Source organism: Ensifer sp. Root31, assembly GCF_001424825.1.
GTDB classification, from domain to species: Bacteria; Pseudomonadota; Alphaproteobacteria; order Rhizobiales; family Rhizobiaceae; genus Ensifer; species Ensifer canadensis.
On sequence record NZ_LMCO01000012.1, the window covers coordinates 225,707 to 244,859 of the forward strand.

The window sequence follows — 19,153 nt, forward strand, 5'->3', positions numbered from 1 at the left end:
CGACCTTCAGCCCGACGGACAAGCAGCCCCGGCATCCACCCAGGCTTGAATGATCTTGCCGAATTCTTCCTGTGTGCCGGGCACCGGTTCGCGGCCATCGCCGGGGTGCCACCCCCACCCAACCAGCTCGTCATGCGCCATGTGTTCCACCATTTCAGCCATGGTCTTGTCGCCGTTGCGAGCTGGGTCCTTCAGTTGCTCACAGATCTGGGCAAGGGTCTTGCCCTCCCAGGCCATTTCGATCGGGGCGAGATGCCAGGCGGGATTGCCTGGAATGCTCTTCAGTGTGTCCGCCTGGCCGATGACCGGCGTGTTTTTTTCGCTGTGGCAGGTGTTGCACTGCATGCCCACGAGACCCATGCCGCCATCGCCGCGGAACACCGGCGGTTGATGCGGATGCATCGACATTCCTTGCAATGGGCGTTCCGTTGCCGGGTGACAGTTGACGCATCGCGGATGCTGGATGACTTTTCCGGCTTCTTCGAAGAGGGCGACCGAGCGCGCCTGCTTGTCGGAAATCGACTGGAACGACTCTGCAGAGCGTAGTGCGTTGGCGTTCTGGGCCACGGACGTCGGGGCGAGCATCACGCCCGCCCCGACGATAAGACACTGCACTGCTATGCCTGCAAACAGGAGCTTAATTGTCATCTGACGATATCCCTCACGATGAGATGACACTGACGATGGGAAGCTGCCGCACGGGGGTGCCGGTCAGCTTTCGCCACGCATTGGCGACCGCCGGCCCTATGGGCGGCACGCCGGGCTCGCCGACGCCAGTCGGTTTTTCCGCAGATTTGATGATCTCCACCGCCACATCGGGCATTTCATTGATGCGGATCGAGCGGTAGTCGTGGAAATTCGACTGCACGATCCGTCCGCCTTGGCCGAGAGTAACGGCGTCGAACAGCACAGCACCGAGCCCATAGCCGATGCCGCCTTCCATCTGTGCCTTGATGATGTTGGGATTGACCGCGACGCCGCAATCGACCGCACACCAGACTTTATGGACACGCGGGGCGCCATCGGAGCCGACCGAAACTTCCGCGACCTGACCGACGAACGAACCGAAGCTTTCGACGACGGCGACACCACGGGCGCGCCCGTCGGGAAGCGTTGATCCCCAGTCCGCCATTTCCGCTGCCTTGCGTAGGACGCCGGCGTGACGCGACCCCTTGTCAAGCAGCGCAAGCCGTCCTTCGACCGGGTCCCGACCGACGCGGGCCAGCAGTTCGTCGACAAAGGTTTCGACCGCAAAGCCGGTATGGGTGTGGCCGACCGAGCGCCACCACAAAGGCGGGATCGGAAGCACGATGTTGTGTGAAGTGACCTTGAGATTGGGGATCTGATAGGGAAGGTTGGATGCGCCCTCCACCGATGTCTGATCCAGGTCCGCCTTGGCCATGATCGACTGTCCCACGATGATCTGTTCCCAGGCGGTGATACGGCCCTCGGCATCGATCGCCCCACGCATCTTGTGGGCATACATCGGCCGGTAGAAGCCGCCCTGGATGTCGTCCTCCCTCGTCCACATGTGCTTGAGTGGTCGATCGCCGCCGATTGCGGCATAGGTCGTTGCCGCCTCCTGCATATAGGGCGAGCCGAATTGCGCCTTTCGGCCGAAGCTGCCGCCGGCGAGCTGGGTATTTACGCGGACTTTCTTTTCGTCGAGGCCGAGAATCTTGGCCGCCACCTGCTGGTCGAAGCCCGGAAACTGCGCACCGTTGTAAATGTCGACGGAGCCATCCGCGGCCTTGATGAAAACCGCGTCGAGCGGCTCCATCGGGGCGTGTGCGAGAAACGGGAAAACAATCTCCGCCTCGATCGTCTGGAGGCCTTCTTTCCGGAAGGCCTCGTCGACATTTCCGGTATTCACCGCCTCGAGGCCCGGCTCGCCAAAGTGTCTGATGTATTCGGCAGCGAGCTCCTGCGATGAGCGGGTTTCCGCCTTTGCAAGATCCCATTCGACCTTGAGGGCTTCGCGGCCCTTCAGTGCCGCGAACGTGTTGTCCGCATAGACCGCGACGCCTTGAGGGATCTGTTTGACATCGACCACACCCATGACCTTGCGCGCCTCGCTGTCATCGAAGGTTTTCACGGTGGCGCCGAAATGCTTCGGGTGGGCGACCACGGCAACCAGCAGATTGTCCGGCGTGATATCGAGTGTGAAAATCGCCGTTCCGTTGATCTTGCCCTGGGTGTCGAGCTTCGGCAGCTCGGTTCCGATCAACACGAAGTCCTTCGGATCCTTGAGTTTGACATCTGCAGGCGGAGTTTGCCGTGCGGCACTGTCCGCTAGCGCGCCGAAGCCGCTCTCCTTGCCGGAAGACGCATGCTTTACGCGGCCCTTTTCGACGGTGATTTCGGCGACCGGTACCTTCCATTCTTCGGCAGCCGCAGCAACCAGCATGGCCCTTGCGGTAGCGCCGGCCTTGCGCATCTGCTCGTAGGCGTTCGCAATCGAACTCGACCCGCCGGTGCCCTGCAGGCCGAAAGCGAGATTGGCGTAGATCTTGTTGTCAGTCGGCGAGTGGACGGCGCGCATCTGGCTCCAGTCCGCATCGAGTTCTTCGGCAACCAGAGTGGCAAGGCCGGTGAAAGGCCCCTGGCCGAACTCGATGTGCTTGGAAAGCACGGTGACGGTGTCATCCGTACCGATCTTGACGAAGGCGTTCAGCGGCCGGAGTTCGCCGCTCCCACCGGCCGGCACCCCGGTCTGTGCCGCCGAGAGGAATTTCGGCGCGATCGCCACGCCAATGATCAGGCCGGTGCCGGCGAGGAAGCCACGACGGCTGGTTTTGATGTCATGGATCGTCATTGCTCAGCCCTCCATCGAATTGGCAGCGTTGTGGATCGCTGCTCGAATGCGATGATAGGTGGCGCACCGACAGAGATTGCCGGTCATGGCGCCATCGATCTCGTCGTCCGTCGGCTTGGGCACCATCTGCAGCAGCGCCACCGCCGACATGATCTGGCCGGACTGGCAGTAGCCGCATTGCGGCACATCTAGCCCCGCCCATGCCGTCTGGACAGCCTCGGCTTCCTTGCCGGCAATGCCCTCGATCGTTACCACGTCGGAACCATCGATCATGGCAATCGGTGTGATGCAGGACCGTCGCGGCATGCCGTCCAGATGCACCGTACAGGCGCCGCATTGCGCGATGCCGCATCCGTATTTTGTGCCGGTCAGCTTTTCGAAATCTCGGATCACCCAAAGGAGAGGCGTATCGGGGTCGCCGTCGAACGTCCGATTTTTACCATTGAGCGTGAAAGTCACCATGTCCATGCATCCTTCTCATGGAGCCGCTGGGGCAGGCTCATAACCAAGACTTATGGCACCAGTCGAGGATGGAAAGAGACTGGGCAAAATAGGCGATTAAGCCAGTCAACCGGACAGGTATCGGTTGATCAAATCAATTGCCTGTGACGTGACGACCAGCGGGTTGCGCGATCCACCGGGTCCCTTCCGATGGTTGCTGTAGGGGATCCTGCCATGAGCGATGGCGAAGATCCGATCATGAGGTATAATTGGGCCATGCCGACCTTGCCGTTAATCGCGAGTTTGAAAGAGTACCGCGCCGAGTGGCTTCGCTATGATCTGACGTCGGGTCTAGCGATTGCAGCGGTCGGGTTGCCGAGCGCCATCGCCTATCCGGCCATTGCCGGGTTGCCGCCGGAGGTGGGCCTTTATTCCAGCATATTGCCGCTTCTGGGCTACGCTCTCCTCGGATCTTCGCGACAACTCATCGTCGGCCCAGACGCCGGAACGGTTACGGTGCTGGCCGCCGTGCTATTGTCGCTCAATCTTCCGACCGCAGAAGATCGGCTCGTCGCGACCGCAGCAATCGCTGTCATCGTCGGCGGGTTGTGCTTTGCCGCTTACGCGCTACGGCTGGGCTTCATAGCAAACTTTTTATCGCGGCCGATCCTGACCGGCTTCATGACCGGTATTTCCCTATCGATCCTGATAGGCCAGATCGGGCGCCTGACGGGCGTGAAGATCGAAAGCGAAGGCGTGCTTCGACCGATCATGGAACTGTTGGACAAGGCCGACCAGATCCACTGGCCGTCGCTCACCCTCGGCGTTGGCCTTTTCATCCTCCTGCGTTTGCTCAACGCCTGGCGACCCGGCATTCCTGGACCTCTGGTGGCCGTGGCGATTGCAACGGCCATGTCGGCCGCCTTCAATTTTTCCGCCGCGGGCATTCGTGTGGTCGGCGAAATCCCGTCGCGCCTGCCGACGCCGATGCTGCCGATCACCACCGGGGTCTCGATCAGTGATCTCTTCTTGGGCGCTGTCGCCGTGTTGATCGTCAGTTTCGGCGCGGGCATCGTGACGGCTCGCAGTTTCGGTGCGAAGAACAAATATCCGGTCGACGCCAACCGAGAACTGCTGGGCTTCGGCGCAGCAAACATCGCCTCCGGGTTGTTCGGGGGCTTTGCCGTCACGGCATCGGATTCGCGCACGGCTATAAATGATTCCATGGGCGGCAAGACTCAACTGGCCGGTATTTTCTCGGCTATCGCCCTGGCGTTGACGGTGCTGTTTCTCACCGGCGCTCTGTCCTTGCTGCCGACCCCCGCGCTCGGCGCCATCCTGGCGTCTGCAGCCATCGGCCTTATCGATCTGCGCGCTCTACGAGAATTGTGGCGCATCAGCCCGATCGAATTCGTCTTCGCGCTCATCAGCATCGCCGGCGTGTTGACCCTTGGGGTGCTGCATGGCGTGATTTTCGCTATCGGAGCGACGTTGCTCTACATCCTGATGAAGGGGCTGAAGCCGCGCGATGCGCTTCTTGGCCGCATTCCCGGACGTGAAGGCTTCTACAAGCTGCATCGCTACAAGGACGTAAGACCGATCCCTGGCGTTGCCATCTATCTTCTGCAAGGCAGTCTGTTGTTTTTCAATGCCGACCATGTGCGCGGCCGCGTGGAAGAGATCGTCAAGAACCTGCCTGCCGATACGCGATGGTTCATTTTTGATGCTGGCGCGGCAGCGCAGATCGACAGCACCGCAGCGGCGATGCTCGATGATCTGCGGGATTTCGTCGAGGGGCGCGGCTTGAAGTTCGGCATTGTCGAGCTCCATAGCGAACCTCGGGAAACCTTGCTGCGCTCGGGCGTCATTGACAAGATCGGCAACGGCATGATCTTCGACGACCTGGAGGACGCGATCGCCGCTTTCGAAGCTGGCAACGCCAAGACCGCAGCCTAGAAGGTTACGGCTCCTCGCCATTCAACGACATCGTTAATACCCCGGATTGACGCCGCCTGATCGGATCGCGGCGAAGCTTGGATCGGGGTAAGAACCCTGCCATTGAGCGTAGGTGGTATTGCCTCCTCCACTCGTTGCACAGCCCGAGATCGCCATAAGCGCCAGCATTGCGATAACCAGGGAGATATTAGGCAAAGTCGTCCTCCTCCACACTGAGGTTTCGAACAATACGTTAAGACTTATTTGTATGATGCGCAAATCAACATTTTCAGGGTGCATTCGTACCGTATTTGCAAATCTACACAACAGTTTTCAGGGAAGTTAACTGCGCTACGCAAATAATAGGCCGAATTTCATCGGAGAAGCCGCGAAATGTATTGCGGCGTTGCTCGAACGCCAAGAAGAAGTCGATCAATCGGGTGAGGTCGATTGTTGTGTCGCTCGCCCGGCAAGGCCCGCCATCACAAAACGACGCCGGAGCAAAAACAATCGGGGCGACCCGCCGCCCTGACAGATGGCGTGGCGGTGTCTTTGCGGTCCTTACTTCGGACGGACCAGCGAACGCTAGGCGGCAATCAAAAGCCAGTGAGTGGAAAAAACTGAACGCAATGAATTGAAAATGGACTATTCTGATCTCTGTGCTAGTTTATTCTACCGCAAGGCTCACATACCTGTCCTTTATCTTTGGCAGACAACTGTTCTGGTAATGACGGCGAAGGACGCCGACAGAAATCGCAGCTATATAAATGGGCACACGAGCTCATTGGCGCGTGTCTACTCTAGTGTTGAAACGCTCTATCAAGTTCGGATTCTGGGGTGCGCGCAACATTGCCTCGCCACAGCATCCGTTATGGGGACGACAGCTTCAAGTGCTCGATCGGGACCCGGTTCAGAAACGGGGGCGTTGATCCTGCGCCCGCAAGTGTTTTGAGCAAGAGGCCTTCCAGCCTCTTTTGGAGGAAGAAATGGCGATTGAGCGGGTGTTTACGTTTTTCCGCGCGACGGCGATCGTTTTGTCGATGCTTGTGCCCTCTGGAGTTGTGCTGGCCCAGCAGACCGCCACAGCGCCTTCCACGCCCGCGGAGGCGGCTCCAGAACCGCTGAGCGACGATGAGCTCGAGATCCTCGTTGCCCGGATCGCGCTTTATCCCGACGAGTTGGTCGCGCTCATCTCCGCTGCATCGCTCTATCCTTTGCAGGTGGTCGAGGCCGAACGTTTTCTTCAGGAGAGTTCAAAAAATCGCGATCTGAAGCCGAAGGAAAGCTGGGACGGCAGCATCGTTTCGCTGCTCAACTATCCCGAGATCGTCAAGATGATGAGCACCGACCTCGAGTGGACGCAAAGCTTCGGCGAGGCGATCGCCAACCAACAGAAAGATGTTCTCATAGCGATACAGCAGCTGCGTGACGAAGCCGTTGCTAAGGATATAATCAAGACCGACGACAAGATTAAAGTCGTCGAGGAGGGTGACAACGTCATCATCCAGTCGGCAAATCCCGAAACGATCTATGTGCCGCAGTATGCGCCGGAAATGCTCTACCAGCCCGATTATGCGCCGGTACCGATCGGCTATTATGACGACCCCTATCCTGCCTATTGGTACCCGGGCGCCGCCTTTTTCGCCGGAGCAGTCACCGGCGCGGCCTTCGCGGCCATCGTCGACTGGGATGACTGGGGCGTCTGGGGTGGCAATTGGGGCGGCGACATCGATGTCGATTGCAATAACTGTTTCAACAACATCGACTTCGACGGCAAGATGAAATGGAACGACGTCGACTGGAAGAATGTCGATCGCAGCAAGATCAACTTCGACCGCAATCAGTTGCAGAAGTTTGATCGCACCAACATCAAGAACAACATCAAGGCCAACGGCAACAACAACATTCGTAACCGCGCCGCCGAGATCAATCGCGACCGGCCGCAGGCGCGACCGGGCGGTGCAGGTGGCGGTCAGCTCAACGACGTGCGCAAGAGCACGCTCGATGGGCTGAAGGCGCAGCAGCGACCGGCGGCACGCCCAGGCGGCGGTCAGGCGGTAGCGAAGGCCAGGCCAGGCGGCTCGAAGCCCAGCGTGAACAGGCCCAAAGGCAACAAGCCCTCGCAGGCAAACCGACCCGCCGGCAAGAAGAAGATGGCCGCCAAGGCACAGAACCGGCCCAAGAAGCCGTCCGGCCTCGGCAACGTCAACTCGGGTCGTCGCGAGGTCGCCTCTTCGAAGCGTGGCGGACAGAGTATGGGCGGCGGTCATCGCGGCGGCGGGCGGCCTCAGATGAGAAGTGGCGGTGGAAGGCCATCGGGTGGCGGGGGCCGTGGCGGTGGCGGCCGTGGCGGTGGCAGGCGTTAACGGAGCGACAGGAGCACGATCATGAGCAAGCTTTCTCAGACTCTTCTTCTGGCATCGGCCATTTCCTTCTCCGTTGCTGCATTTCCGCTCGCTGTCGACGGGGCCCGTGCCCAGGCGGTACCAGACGCCGGCGACATCGAGAACTATGCCGCGGCGGAGGATCCGCCGCTGTTCGACGACCCGGCCAAGGCGGTGGAAATGTTCAAGTCGGCGCTCGCCGCCAACGACCTCGATGGTCTTGCAAAGCTTCTGGGCCTTGACGTCGCAAAGCTGAAAACGGGCGAAGGGACGATGGAAACCTTCGCGCTTATTCGCGAAGGTGTGGCACGCAATGTCGTGGTGCGCGACCTCGGCGAAAGCAAGATTCTCGAAATCGGTGATCGGCTCTGGCCGCTGCCGTTTCCGATCACAAAGGGTCGGGACGGCAAGTGGGCTTTCGACACCTATGTCGGGCTTGAGGAGATCGTGAACCGCCGCGTCGGGGAGAACGAACTTGAGGCGATAGAGACCGTGCGCGCCTATGTCGAAGCACAGAAGGATTATGCCTCGCAGGACCGCGACGCCGACGGCGTGCTCGAATATGCCCAGAAGCTGATCAGCAGCCCAGGCCAGACCGATGGATTGTACTGGCCGGCCGAGCAGGGCGATGGTGAGAGCCCGGTCGGCGACGAGATCAGCGAAGCTGCTCTGGAGAAGGCGAAGGCTGGAGAGGGTTATTTCGGCTATCGCTTCCGCATTCTGACGTCACAAGGCGATAATATTGCCGGCGGGAAATACGACTTCATCATCAATGACAATATGATCGGAGGCTTCGGGTTGATCGCCTGGCCGGTGAAATATGCTGAAACCGGTGTGAAGACTTTCGTCGTCAACCAACAGGGCATTGTCTATGAAGCGGATTTGGGTACGAGCACCGAAGCCATCGTGCCGTTTATCGACCGCTTCAATCCGGATGACAAGTGGAGTGTCGTCCTGGATTAGTTACCAGAAACGCGAGGAAATTCTCCCGGTCTGTCGCATAGGCGGCCGTTTGATCGAAATCAACGTTGCTAACGGATGGTGGTTACACCAGTGACACGATCGAGCGGTATGCTGCAATTCTTCTGACTGCACGAAAACCTCGCCTTAGCGCGTGAGCATCATCGCAGGGCATCGGGCACGACGGCAGGCAGTCGTTATTGGCAGCATCAAGAACTAGTCCCTTGAACCGTCTAACGGAGTGGGCGCGATGTCCAAGCTTTCCAGTTTTCCGGCCTCACCCATGTCTGGCAATGCATTGACGGAGTACTCCGTGGATGCATGGCAACGGTGGGTCCTGTTCCTTGATGTAATGCGCAGGCGCGGCGAGCAATATGAGGAACACGCTGCACGCAGCGCGCCCCATGTGCTGGACTATGAAGCCGAGCTCATCTTAGACGGCAGGACCCTGAAAGAGCCGGTCAACTACGCTCTCGTGCGCATCATACCTCCCGCCGACTGCGCGATCGATCTCGTCAAGAGGCCATTCATCGTTGTGGATCCACGGGCAGGACATGGACCAGGCATCGGTGGCTTCAAGGCCGACAGCGAAATCGGCGTGGCCATGAAGGCCGGTCATGCCTGTTATTTTGTCGGTTTCCTGCCGGAACCAATGCCCGGACAGACGATCGAGAAGGTCCTGCACGCGGAAGCGCAGTTCCTGGAGATCGTCATGTCCCGCCACCCCGAAGCGGATGGCAAACCCTGCGTCATCGGCAACTGTCAGGCGGGATGGGCTGTGATGATGCTGGCCGCGCTCAGGCCCGAGCTTTTCGGGCCTATCATTATCGCCGGCTCACCACTTGCCTATTGGGCAGGTGTCCGCGGGCAAAACCCGATGCGTTACTCGGGAGGACTTCTCGGTGGGAGTTGGCTGACAGCATTGGTCAGCGATCTTGGCGCGGGAAAATTCGACGGCGCCTGGCTTGTCCAGAATTTCGAGAACCAGAACCCAGCCAATACTCTGTGGACCAAGCAGTATAATCTCTACGCAAAGGTGGATACGGAAGCCGAACGCTATCTCGGCTTTGAGCGTTGGTGGGGCGGGCACGTCACTTTGACGGCGGATGAGATGCAGTTCATCGTCGATGACCTGTTCGTCGGCAACAAGCTTGCAGCAGGGGAGATCCGCACATCTGATGGCATGGCCATCGACCTTCGCACGATCCGTTCGCCGATCGTGGTCTTCTGCTCCAAGGGGGACAACATAACACCACCTCAGCAGGCCCTCGACTGGATTCTCGACATTTACGACGGCGTCGATGAAATTCGCGCGCTTGGCCAGACGATTGTCTATGTCGTCCACGAAAGCGTCGGCCATCTGGGGATTTTTGTCTCCGCCGGGGTTGCTCGCAAGGAGCATGATGAATTCGCGTCAAACATCGATCTGATCGATGTGCTGCCACCTGGCCTTTATGAAGCGGTTCTCGAGCCGAAAGCAGATGCGCTCGATCATCCGGAACTGGTCACCGGGGAGTGGATCATGCGTTGCGAGGCACGGACCCTCGACGATATTCGTGCTCTCGGCGGTAACGATCTTGACGATGAGAAGCGATTTGCGGCGGCGGCTCAGCTTTCGGAGATCAATCTTGCACTTTACCGTGCGTTTGCCCAACCTTGGGTGCGCGCTGCCGTGACCCCTTCATCGGCAGAGACAATGCGACGACTTCACCCCCTCCGCCTGGGTTACGAGATTTTCGGCCCCTCCAATCCTTTTCTCGACTGGGTTCCCCAGGCAGCAGAGCGCGTTCGCGCCGACCGTCGCCCCACCTGGACGGACAATCCCTTCAGCGCCCTCCAAGAGCAGGTTTCCGGCCAAATCGTCGAAGGGCTGGAGACCTGGCGTAAAATGACGGAACGGCTGGCCGAGCAAACCTTCGGTGCGATCTATGGCTCGTCTGCGCTTCAGGCCGCCCTTGGCGTCGATCCAAAGTCAAATTTGCCACCACGCAAGGCGCCGAAGAGCAAGCTGATCAACGCGCTTGTCGAAGCTCGCACTGCGGCGCTGAAGGAGAGAATATCCGTTGGCGGTCCTCTGGAGGCTCTCGTTCGATCGCTGCTGTTCGTGGGGATGGCCCGTGGCGGGGCCGACGAACGCGGTTTTCAGGCCATTCGCGTGCTTCGGCGTGGCAATCGAGATGCTCGGCAGCTGAATCTTTCGGAGTTCAAGGCGCTGGTCCGGGATCAATACTACATCCTCCATGTTGATGAGGCGGCAGCGCTCGCAGCCATTCCAGCGATGCTGCCGAACGAGCTTGAACAGCGTCAGGCCGGCTTGCAGAGCCTGCGTGGCGTGCTCGAGGCCTCCGGCGCGTTGACGGAAGCTGCGGCGGAGCGCTTTGCCCACGTGACCGAGCTTTTCAGCCTGGATAAGGGGCGCGTGGGCGTCAAGCCGACGCCGATGGCTGTTAGACCTGCCGCGCGCAACCGCGGCGCCGTGCGATCAAGATTGTAGGAGATTATCAGTGGCTTTCTCTAGCGCGACAACTCTGGAGCCATCAAAATACGACCGCCTGATTGCGGCTGCACAAGAGGTTCCTCCCGCAATCACCATCGTAGCGCATCCCTGCGACGAGACCTCACTGCGTGGTGCCTTGGAAGCAGCCCAGCACCGGCTGATTGTTCCGGTTCTGATTGGGCCCGAGGCGAAGCTCCGCAAAGTCGCAGCCGAGGGCGAACTTGATCTCAAGGCATGCGAGATTATCGATGCGCCACACAGCCACGCCGCAGCGGCGAAAGCCGTGGCACTCATTCGCGAGGGGAAAGGCGAGCTCTTGATGAAGGGTAGCCTGCACACTGACGAATTGATGCGGGAAGTAACCGCTTCTGCCACCGGTCTTAGAACGGAACGCCGCATCAGCCATGTGTTCGTGATGGACGTTCCTGGTCACGCGGACACGCTGTTCATCACCGATGCGGCGATCAACATTTTTCCCGACCTCGATGTCAAGCGCGACATCGTGCAGAACGCGATCGACCTCTGGGTCACCATTGGCCTCGGCGAACCCCGCGTCGCGATCGTGTCAGCAGTCGAGACAGTGACGACCAAGATCCCTTCGACCCTTGATGCAGCGGCATTGTGCAAGATGGCAGATCGCGGTCAGATCACCGGCGGCCTGCTCGACGGCCCGCTTGCGTTCGACAACGCGATAAGCCCGGAGGCCGCCCGTATCAAAGGGCTCAACTCGCCCGTAGCCGGCAGGGCGCAGATCATCGTCGTGCCAGATCTTGAAGCCGGCAACATGCTTGCCAAGAACCTGACGTTCCTGGCCCATGCGGACGCCGCGGGGATCGTGCTTGGTGCGCGCGTTCCCATTATTCTTACCTCGCGGGCAGACACAGTGCGCAGTCGCCTGGCATCATGCGCAGTTGCGACCCTTTATGCGACGGCCCGCCGTCGCTCTACACAAGTGGCGGCTTGAAGCGTGGACGCGATCCTTGTCGTCAACGCCGGCTCATCCAGCCTCAAGTTCCAGATTTTCGAGATCGTGGGCAAAGAGTTGGAGCGGCGCATCCGTGGTCAGATCGACGGGATCGGGGCGCGGCCCCGCTTGCGTGCGGCGACCGCTTCGGGCGAGGTCCTCGTCGATCGCAGTTACGAGCAGGCCACGATGGGCGATCTGCCCGCTGCCATCGCTGAAGCTGGTGACTGGCTGCGGTCACTTGATGGTTTCGTCCTGCGGGCGATTGGCCACCGCGTCGTCCATGGCGGACCCAACTATGCGCAACCGATCCTGCTCGATCACGACATCCTCGATAAGCTCGCCACGTTCCAAGAACTTGCACCTTTGCATCAGCCAAACAACCTCGCGCCGATCCGCCTTGCCATGGAGATTAATCCGCTGGTTCCGCAGGTCGCCTGTTTCGACACGGCTTTCCACCGTGGCCATGCTCCTCATACGGACTGCTACGCCTTGCCGATGGCTTTCTACGAGGAAGGTGTACGAAGATATGGCTTCCACGGGCTGTCCTACGAGTACATCGCAGACCGGATCGGCAACCTTGCACCCGATATCGGACAGGGAAGGGTCGTAGTCGCTCATCTCGGCAGCGGCGCTTCTATGTGTGCAATGAAGGCGGGGCGCAGCGTCGAGACGACGATGGGCTTTACAGCACTTGATGGCGTGCCGATGGGCACCAGACCGGGGCAGATGGATCCGGGTGTCGTGCTCTACTTGATTGATCAGAAAGGCATGACAACGGGGGAGGTTACAGATCTTCTTTACCGTGCGTCCGGTCTCAAAGGTCTTTCGGGCATCTCCGGCGATATGCGCGATCTTCTGGCGAGCGATGATCCGCGCGCAGCCTTCGCGATCGATCATTTCGTCCATCGTTGCGCGCTCAGCGTGGGGATGCTTGCTGCCGCCCTCCAAGGTCTCGACGCGTTCGTCTTCACGGGCGGGGTCGGTGAGAATTCGGCGCCAATTCGCGCTCGTATCAGTGAGCGCCTTTCGTGGCTCGGCGTCGAGCTTGATGACGCAGCAAACAACGCGGGTAAAACCCTTATATCGACGCAGGCGAGCCGCGTTGCGCTCTATGTCTTGCCGACGGATGAGGAGCTGATGATCGCGCGCCACGTTCATACGCTTATCACCAGGCCCTGACCACTACAGCGCCGCGCGTCTTAATAGACGCGCAAAGGTCGCTGTAGCACTTTGAATTTACTGCATGTTTCCTTAAATCGAATAGGATTTAAGGAAACATGCAGTACGCCCTGAAACCCGATCTCACAGGAGCAGCAAGCCATGTCCAGCCCGGTCGTAAAAGCGGAGCTTCTCAAAGGGAAAAAGGGGCTGATAGTCGGTATCGCGAACGATCGTTCCATTGCATGGGGTTGTGCGCGGGCCTTTCGCGCCTTTGGTGCCGAGCTGGCCGTCACCTATCTGAACGATAAGGCCAAGCCCTATGTGGAGCCTCTCGCGCGTGAGGTGGGGGCGTCGATCTTGATGCCGGTGGATCTGGCCATTCCCGGACAAATCGAGGCTGTATTCGACCGGATTGAAAGGAGCTGGGGCGAGCTCGATTTCGTCGTCCACTCGATTGCCTTTTCGCCAAAGGACACGCTCGGTGGCCGGGTCGTCGACGTGCCGCGCGATGGTTTTCTGACGACCATGGATATCTCTTGCTGGTCTTTTATCCATATGGCTCGCCTCGCCGAACCGTTGATGAGGAATGGAGGCACACTTTTCACAATGACCTATTACGGCTCGCAGATGGTCGTCGAGAACTACAACATCATGGGTGTGGCGAAGGCAGCACTCGAAAGCGCCGTGCGATACCTTGCCGCAGAACTCGGGCCGAAGGGAATTCGCGTCCACGCGATTTCGCCGGGCGCGGTAGCGACGCGTGCTGCGTCGGGCATTCCAGAATTCGACGAACTTCTGGAAAAGACCATCCGGAAGTCTCCAGCAAGAGAACTTGTCAGTATTGACGATGTTGGCGTCGCTACGGCCTTTCTTGCCCACGATGCCGCGCGCCTGATGACGGGGCAGGTGCTCTATGTCGATGGCGGCTATCACATCATTGATTGACAGAGCCGAGAAACGGCGACGCTGCGGAGCCGAGATCGCAACGTATTCAAGCCCTCAATGCTCTGTCGACAGCATTGATCAACAAGGCGGCCGGGAACGGCTTGCGTAGATACGCGATGCAGCCCGCCTTGACCGCTTCCAGGTGAAGCGCCTCATCCTCAACGGCGGTGATAAAGATAACCGACAGGTCGCTGCCGGAAGCCTTTAGGCGGTGCCATAGTTCGATGCCTGAAATGCCACCCAAGTGAATATCGAGGACGATACAGCCAAACTGACTTGCGTCTGTATGGCTTAAAAAGGCCTCGGCAGATGCAAATGCTTCGGTTGCAAAACCATTTGCGTTCAACAGTCGCACGACGCTCCGGCGCACGCTTGCGTCGTTCTCGACAACGGCCACTGTGCGTTGTGGGCTTTCCACTTGAGGCCTTTCTGGAGCCAAGAACAGGAGCAGCCCCGATCATGACGAACGTAGGACCAACATTGGAGGCTGGCTATTGACCTTTGGTGAAGCGCCGCGTTCCAAGCTATCGTGGGAGCGCATCCGACGCTGGAGCGAAAAGGCGCAATCTCTCGGCGATCGACACGGTCTCGGCCAGGGATCGGGCTTCAAGCTTTTCCATGACGTTATGGCGGTGCGCCTTGACCGTCCGTTCGGATGTGCCGAGAGCATGAGCGATCTGCTTGTTGAGCTTGCCGCGGACGATGAAGCCGAAAACCTCGAACTCACGTGGTGTCAGGCTCGCAAGACGTGCCCTAAGGGCGTGGATACGACCCTGCTCGACACGCTGCGTCTCGCACCGGCGCAACGCCCGCTCGACGGCCTCCAGCAGTGCCCCCCTGGGGGCCGGCTTTTCCAAGAAATCCTCGGCACCCGCTTTCATCGCCTGAACGCTGGCTTTGACGTTGCCACGTCCCGTGAGAAACACGACAGGCAGAAGCGGCGCTTGCTCGGCGACCCTGCCCTGTAATTCCAGTCCGCTCAGCCCAGGTAAATCAAGGTCAAGGAGGACGCAGCCAGGCTTGTCATGCGGAAACTGCGCCAGAAACTGATCGCCTGATTCATAGAGAGACACGCGGTACCCGGATGCCGAAAGCAGCCGCCCGACTGCGGTGCGGAAGGATCGATCATCATCGACGATGTGAACGATAGGTTCCATGGTTCATCCAGTTTGCGCGAGAGGTAATAAAACTCGGAAAACTGCTCCGCCTTCTGGGCGGTTGTCGGCCCAGATCGTGCCGCCGTAGGTTTCGACTATTGCGCGCACGATGGAAAGGCCAAGCCCCGTTCCAGAGGGCTTTGTAGTATAGAACGGCTCGAAAATGCTGGCGAGCTGTTCGTTTGGTATTCCACGGCCGGTGTCCGAAATCGACAGCTCGACCTTGGAATCCTTCGTCAGAGTTGTCGCAAGCATAAGCCTCCGCTCGGTCGCGACCACGTCGAGCATTGCATCCATTGCGTTGGTTGCCAAATTGAGAATGATCTGCTGGACGTGGACCCGGTCGGCTCGGACCGGCAGTTCCCGCCGGGCCCAATTGGAACTCACGACGACGCCCCGCTGCTCGGCTTCGCCGCGGAGAATCCTGATCGCACTTGTGATGACCTCATTGAGGTCGAACTCCTGCCAGTCGATCTCTCCTCGCTTCTTAAGTAGACCTCGCATCCGCGAAATGACGTCATGGGCACGCTGATCGTCGTCTTGAATGTCTATGAGGATCTGCCTGATCAGCTCGAGATCGGGCTTCTCGGACATCAGAATTGCCTCCGCCGCCTCGGCGTTGCTGCGGATTGCACCCAGCGGCTGGTTAAGCTCGTGCGCGATTGAGGCTGAAAGCGCGCCCGCTGTTGCGGATTGATTGAGGTGAACCACTTCGAGCAGACGGAGGCGCGATTCGACTTCCGCCGCCTGGCGGCGGCGGCGTTCGACAAGAAGCCCGGCAATGACTGTGCCCTGTAGAGCAACAATGGCAAGAGCGACGACGGTCGCGAACCAGTATTGTTCCCAGAAAGTAGGCTCTTTGAACATCTGGACCGTGCCTGCAGGAAGATCCTTCTCCGACAACCCCCAGTGTCGGAGCTGCCTCACGTCTGCGACATATGTTTGGGGCGACCGGAGGCTGGAAATTGGCTTGCCAGCGATGGCATCGAGCGCGAGGTTGGCCGCCGTCACGCCCAGTGACCCAAACGTGACCACGTTGCCTCCAACAATGCCATAGTCGATGTAGGTCGGGTACGGACCGTAGATCGGCGCACTGGCAGTCTTCGATATTTGTTTGATGGCTTCGCGCGGAACGAAATTGCGCCCGGTAGCGTCCTTGAAAATCGTCAGCGCCAGTACAATGCTGTCTGGAGGTAGCTCGGCGGCTCGTCTGGTGAACTCTTCGATCGTCAGGTCTTCCAGATATGTCGTTTCCAACGTTCTTGAGAAAACCGCAAGATCGGCTCGCGCGGTAGCAAGCCATGAACGGTCGAATTCGGATGATCCTCCAACTATGAAGAGATGCCGCGCATCAGGCTGGAGACCGCGGGCCATCTCAGCGGTCTTTACGATGTCAAATTCGCTGAAAGCTCCGATCACGTCGCTGGGCAAGTCCATTGCTTCGGCAGCGGAACTGCTGAAGCCCGCGACGATTATCCTTGCATCGCCCGAGATTTCCTTGCGGTTGGCAGAGATGAACCGAGCCGACTCCTCGCCGAGCGCAATCACCACGTCAGGGCGGCGATCGCCGTACTTGGCCGTAAGATATTCAGCCATACGGCGCATGTGCTTCGGCTCAGGAAATCGCGAAAGGTCGAGAAATTCGGAGAAAAGATCGATCCGGCCTTTGGTTGCGTCGAGAAGCCGCGACCTGACAGCCTCCCCGGCTGCGGTGGTCGCCGCGATCCGCTCGTCATAAGGATAGAGCACCAGCACACGCGGCACACTGTCAACAACTGCCTGACCGGCCGTCGCCGCTGACGCAGTCGCCAGGAATGCACACAGGCCCGGAACCACACCCCTGATCAGCCAGTGCGATTGCCTGGTCCGGTTACCCAGAACGCCCATGACTTCCCCCGACAGATAGGCGCAATCTACCAAGGCGAACTTGCTAATACAACCAGAGCTTTAGAATTCAAGCGCAAGCTAACGAAGTGCGGTTTTGCCCGATGGTACAATATCCCCGCCGCAAGACGTCCGATAGTTTCACCGTCGTGGGTGGCCTCGCGCTGGCCACAGGCATCCAGACGAGAGGCCCCTCGATCGAGGGCGTTCAGGCTACAGCATTGCTTCAATTTGCTTCGTTTCGATTCAGCAAGGACAGGCGGCGGATCCCCTTAGACGCATCACAACTCGTCCGTTTGGTGAACCCGATCCGCCCAAGCCTTCGGAGGAGTAGTCAATATGAATTTTCGCTTCATGTGCTCTGTCGGAGCCTTGGCGGCTTCGACATTTCTCGTTGGGGCCGCATCCCAAGTGCAAGCCCAGTCGCCGTCAAAACCCAACATTCTCTTTATCGTTTCCGACGACACGGGCTATGGCGATCTGGGCCCCTATGGCGGCGGCCAAGGACGCGGCATGCCGACGCCGAACATCGACAAGCTGGCCGATGAAGGCATGACCTTCTTCTCCTTCTATGCCCAGCCGAGCTGCACGCCAGGCCGGGCTGCAATGCAGACCGGGCGCATTCCGAACCGGAGCGGCATGACGACCGTGGCTTTCCAGGGGCAGGGTGGTGGTCTGCCGGCAGCGGAGTGGACGCTGGCGTCAGTGCTGAAGCGCGGCGGCTATCATACGTACTTCACCGGAAAGTGGCATCTCGGCGAGGCGGACTATGCGCTTCCGATCGCCCAGGGCTATGACGAGATGAAATATGTCGGCCTTTACCATCTCAACGCCTATACCTATGCGGATCCGACCTGGTTCCCGGACATGGACCCGGCACTGCGGGCTATGTTCCAGAAGGTGACGAAAGGCGCGCTTTCGGGCAAGGCCGGCGGCGAGGCGAAGGAAGACTTCAAGATCAACGGCCAGTATGTCGATACTCCGGTGATCGACGGCAAGGAAGGCGTTGTCGGCATTCCGTTCTTCGACGGCTATGTCGAGAAAGCGGCCATCGAATTCCTCGATGAGGCTGCAAAGAAGCCGGATGAGCCGTTCTTCATCAATGTCAACTTCATGAAGGTGCATCAGCCGAACATGCCGGCACCGGAGTTCGAGCACAAATCGATGTCCAAGTCGAAATATGCCGACTCGGTCGTGGAGCTCGACACCCGTATCGGCCGGATCATGGACAAGCTGCGCGAAACCGGAATGGACCGGAACACGCTGGTGTTCTACACAACCGACAACGGCGCTTGGCAAGACGTCTATCCGGACGCGGGATACACTCCGTTTCGCGGCACCAAGGGCACATTGCGCGAGGGTGGAAATCGTGTTCCCGCAATCGCCGTTTGGCCGGGCAAGATCAAGCCCGATACCAGGAACCACGAACTCATCGGCGGTCTCGATCTCATGGCGACGTTCGCTTCGGTCGGCGGTGTCCCACTGCCCGAAAATGATCGTGAAGACAAGCCAATCATTTTCGACAGCTACGATATGACACCGGTCCTGACGGGTAGCGGCCCATCGCCACGCAAATCCTGGTTCTACTTCACGGAGAACGAACTTTCACCCGGCGCAATCCGCGTAAACAACTACAAGTTCGCGTTCAATCTTCGCGGCGACGATGGAGCCCAGACCGGCGGACTGGCCGTTGACTCAAACCTTGGATGGAAGGGCGCGGAGAAATACGTGGCCACCGTACCTCAGGTGTTTGACCTTTGGCAGGACCCTCAGGAACGCTACGATATCTTCATGAACAACTTCACTGAGCGGACTTGGATGGGCGTTGTCATGGGGGAAGAACTGAAGAAGATCATGGCGACATACGTGAAATATCCTCCACGCAAGCTGCAGAGCATGGGATATACGGGCCCGATTACGCTTTCAAACTATGAGCGTTTCCAATGGGTGCGGGACTCCTTGGCGAAGGAAGGTGTTAGTATTCCGATGCCAACCGGCAACTGACCC

14 protein-coding genes are annotated in these 19,153 nt (G+C 59.2%); 8 read left to right on the plus strand and 6 right to left on the minus strand.

Annotated elements, in window-relative coordinates:
• Positions 1–6: 6 nt before the first annotated feature.
• The 3 genes from ASD00_RS12990 to ASD00_RS13000 all read right to left on the minus strand — a co-directional run bounded on the left by ASD00_RS12990 (position 7) and on the right by ASD00_RS13000 (position 3,277).
• On the minus strand, positions 7–585 hold the full coding sequence (locus ASD00_RS12990; RefSeq protein ID WP_225968653.1) for an Isoquinoline 1-oxidoreductase subunit: 579 nt from the start codon (positions 583–585) through the stop codon (positions 7–9).
• Positions 586–661: 76 nt separating this feature from the next.
• Positions 662–2,815: a xanthine dehydrogenase family protein molybdopterin-binding subunit gene (locus ASD00_RS12995; RefSeq protein ID WP_057207001.1), complete on the minus strand. Its 2,154-nt coding sequence runs from the start codon at positions 2,813–2,815 to the stop codon at positions 662–664.
• 3 nt (positions 2,816–2,818) lie between these two features.
• Positions 2,819–3,277, minus strand: coding sequence for a (2Fe-2S)-binding protein (locus ASD00_RS13000; RefSeq protein WP_025430442.1), 459 nt, complete (start codon positions 3,275–3,277; stop codon positions 2,819–2,821).
• Positions 3,278–3,514: 237 nt separating this feature from the next.
• On the opposite strand from ASD00_RS13000, the gene ASD00_RS13005 reads away from it, so the two are divergent.
• The 7 genes from ASD00_RS13005 to fabI all read left to right on the plus strand — a co-directional run bounded on the left by ASD00_RS13005 (position 3,515) and on the right by fabI (position 14,105).
• Entirely contained in the window at positions 3,515–5,212 is a 1,698-nt protein-coding gene (locus ASD00_RS13005; protein WP_057207314.1) for a SulP family inorganic anion transporter, read from the plus strand.
• Positions 5,213–6,177: 965 nt separating this feature from the next.
• A complete protein-coding gene (locus tag ASD00_RS13010; protein WP_057207003.1) occupies positions 6,178–7,557 on the plus strand; it encodes a DUF3300 domain-containing protein in 1,380 nt (459 codons plus the stop codon).
• Between the two features lie 21 nt (positions 7,558–7,578).
• The gene (locus ASD00_RS13015; protein WP_057207005.1) at positions 7,579–8,538 is read left to right on the plus strand and encodes a DUF2950 domain-containing protein; all 960 of its coding nucleotides are present in this window, start codon (positions 7,579–7,581) and stop codon (positions 8,536–8,538) included.
• Positions 8,539–8,785: 247 nt separating this feature from the next.
• The gene (locus tag ASD00_RS13020; RefSeq protein ID WP_057207007.1) at positions 8,786–11,029 is read left to right on the plus strand and encodes a DUF3141 domain-containing protein; all 2,244 of its coding nucleotides are present in this window, start codon (positions 8,786–8,788) and stop codon (positions 11,027–11,029) included.
• A 10-nt stretch (positions 11,030–11,039) separates the two neighbouring features.
• The gene (locus ASD00_RS13025) at positions 11,040–11,996 is read left to right on the plus strand and encodes a phosphate acetyltransferase (protein ID WP_057207009.1); all 957 of its coding nucleotides are present in this window, start codon (positions 11,040–11,042) and stop codon (positions 11,994–11,996) included.
• Positions 11,997–11,999: 3 nt separating this feature from the next.
• Positions 12,000–13,178, plus strand: coding sequence for an acetate/propionate family kinase (locus ASD00_RS13030; RefSeq protein ID WP_025430436.1), 1,179 nt, complete (start codon positions 12,000–12,002; stop codon positions 13,176–13,178).
• Between the two features lie 141 nt (positions 13,179–13,319).
• Entirely contained in the window at positions 13,320–14,105 is a 786-nt protein-coding gene (fabI, locus tag ASD00_RS13035; protein WP_025430435.1) for an enoyl-ACP reductase FabI, read from the plus strand.
• 46 nt (positions 14,106–14,151) lie between these two features.
• On the opposite strand, the gene ASD00_RS13040 is transcribed toward fabI, so the two are convergent.
• The 3 genes from ASD00_RS13040 to ASD00_RS13050 all read right to left on the minus strand — a co-directional run bounded on the left by ASD00_RS13040 (position 14,152) and on the right by ASD00_RS13050 (position 17,149).
• Positions 14,152–14,556, minus strand: coding sequence for a response regulator (locus tag ASD00_RS13040; RefSeq protein WP_025430434.1), 405 nt, complete (start codon positions 14,554–14,556; stop codon positions 14,152–14,154).
• A 73-nt stretch (positions 14,557–14,629) separates the two neighbouring features.
• Positions 14,630–15,262, minus strand: a complete 633-nt coding sequence (locus tag ASD00_RS13045; RefSeq protein ID WP_057207011.1) for a response regulator transcription factor — start codon at positions 15,260–15,262, stop codon at positions 14,630–14,632.
• A 3-nt stretch (positions 15,263–15,265) separates the two neighbouring features.
• Positions 15,266–17,149 (minus strand): sensor histidine kinase, encoded by a 1,884-nt coding sequence (locus ASD00_RS13050; RefSeq protein WP_057207012.1) that lies wholly within the window; start codon positions 17,147–17,149, stop codon positions 15,266–15,268.
• 336 nt (positions 17,150–17,485) lie between these two features.
• On the opposite strand from ASD00_RS13050, the gene ASD00_RS13055 reads away from it, so the two are divergent.
• Positions 17,486–19,150, plus strand: a complete 1,665-nt coding sequence (locus tag ASD00_RS13055; protein WP_057207015.1) for an arylsulfatase — start codon at positions 17,486–17,488, stop codon at positions 19,148–19,150.
• Positions 19,151–19,153: the final 3 nt, after the last annotated feature.